This is a genomic window from Aliterella sp. E5.1, from assembly GCF_057473825.1.
The window spans coordinates 1-1,773 of sequence record NZ_JBYCCV010000317.1 but is presented as its reverse complement, the minus strand read 5'-3'; the positions used below and the strand labels follow the sequence as shown (position 1 = coordinate 1,773).

The following is a 1,773-nucleotide window of genomic DNA, read 5'->3' as shown; positions in this document are numbered from 1 at the left end:
AAGTCTCAAGTGGTCATCAACCAAGCAACGGGACAGATTATCTGTAGTGCCCATGGCAAAGGCACGACCCACGACTTTCGTCTCCTCAAAAGCAGTGGCGTTCGGTTTCATCCGACCATTGAGTGTTTGGGCGATAAAGGCTACCAGGGGCTAAGAAAGTTCCATCCCAATAGTCGCACCCCTCACAAAAAGCCACCAAAGGCTACTTTGAGTACCCAGCAGCGCCGGGAAAATCGGCAGTTGGCTCAACAGCGAGTAGTCATTGAGCACGTTAACGGATATCTTAAGCGGTTTCGAATTCTATCGGAGCGCTATCGCAATCGCCACAGGCGCTTTGCCTTGCGCTTTAACTTGATTGCTGGGCTTTACAACTATGAATTGCCTATGACTTGTTGACCTTTTGCAAGAACTCTATTAATTGAGTGCATTGGATTACTCCCTCTGAAGCTACATTCACTGCAACTTGCAAAAATTGTCGCACCATTAGGAAGCAATTGATAATTTTCACAAAATATCCTCAGGGAAAAAAAAGCAAGTTGATAGCCCCCCAAAAAATCAATGCAGCAAGAACAGGGCCAAGCCACCGGAGCAGCTTGACACCAATTATTCTCATTAGCAATTGCAACTTAACTATCATTTGTCAGCAGGGATCTCATGTCAAGAGCAACTTTTAAGATTGAGGGATCCTGAGCTGCGAACACCCCTCCGGTGAGTGAAGGGGCCAGGTTGAGCTGGATGTTGCGGATCGTCGCCCGCCATCCCTACCCCTAGTTCGGGTGCTGAAGATCTGGATTGGTTTTCTGTAGTTCCTCCCAAGATCTTTTCCCAACTACCCGTCCCGCCTGAAGAACCAAAATCTGATCAGCTCGACGCAGAAGAGCGGGACGGTGAGAGACGACCAGGCAGGTAGGATGCCAATCCGTTGCTTTGACCTCGGTGTCTAGAACAGAAGCCAGTGAAAACAAGCGCTGCCATAGCTTTTTCTCGGTCTCTACATCCAGGGCACTGGAGAGATCATCAAATACCAGGAGTTCCGGTTGCCGCACGAACATCCGGGTGGCGGCAGCCCGTTGTAATTGCCCACCAGAGAGGCGCATTCCCTTAGGTCCGACGATGGTTTCTAGTCCCGCTGGCATTGTTGCTAAGTCCTGCTCAAAGACAGCCAGGTGGATTGCCTGATCTAGGCTATGGGCACTAGGTTCCAAACCCAGAAGTAGATTGTCTTTAAGGCTGCCGCTAAACAGTTGAGGGATTTGGGGTGTGTAGGCGCTGCGGGGAGGCGTGAAGAAGGTTGCCGGATCGCCAATTAGGCGATCGTTCCAAAATAAAGCACCGGATTGCCGGGTCAGCAACCCTAACAGCACCCGCAGGAGCGTGGTTTTACCCGACCCAATCGGGCCAGTGATCACGGTCAAGCCCCCTCGCCGGAGCGTGAAGCTAATGTTTTGAATTCCACAGTTGCTACCAGGGTAGGTATAGGTTAGATTTTCAATTCGCAGTTCCTGCAAGCAGTCCTGCTGATCCCGATGAAGATGAGAAACCGGGGGCAAGGAGGGTGGTCGGCCTCTCAAATCAGGCAGGTAAAGGGGGGCGGGAGCAACAAATGCTTCTACCGGGGTGCCTGGCAGCAACCTTTCCATGCGCTCAAAGGCGACTTCTGTATGTTTATAGAGGGCCATAAACTGCCCCAAGAAGTACAGAAAATCTGTCACAAAAGAGAGAGAGTAGACAAATAAGGCAAAGTCGCCCACCGTTAATGCTGGCCTATCTGCC

Annotated in this window: 2 protein-coding genes; one reads left to right on the top strand and one right to left on the bottom strand. The window is 50.9% G+C overall.

From position 1 onward, the window contains the following. On the top strand, positions 1–396 hold a 396-nt coding region (locus AC2VE5_RS26760; RefSeq protein ID WP_486890575.1), incomplete at its 5' end, for a transposase family protein. Positions 397–767: 371 nt separating this feature from the next. Here AC2VE5_RS26760 and AC2VE5_RS26755 read toward each other — a convergent pair. After that, positions 768–1,773, bottom strand: a 1,006-nt coding sequence (locus tag AC2VE5_RS26755) for an ATP-binding cassette domain-containing protein (protein ID WP_486890574.1), incomplete at its 5' end; no start/stop codon positions are given.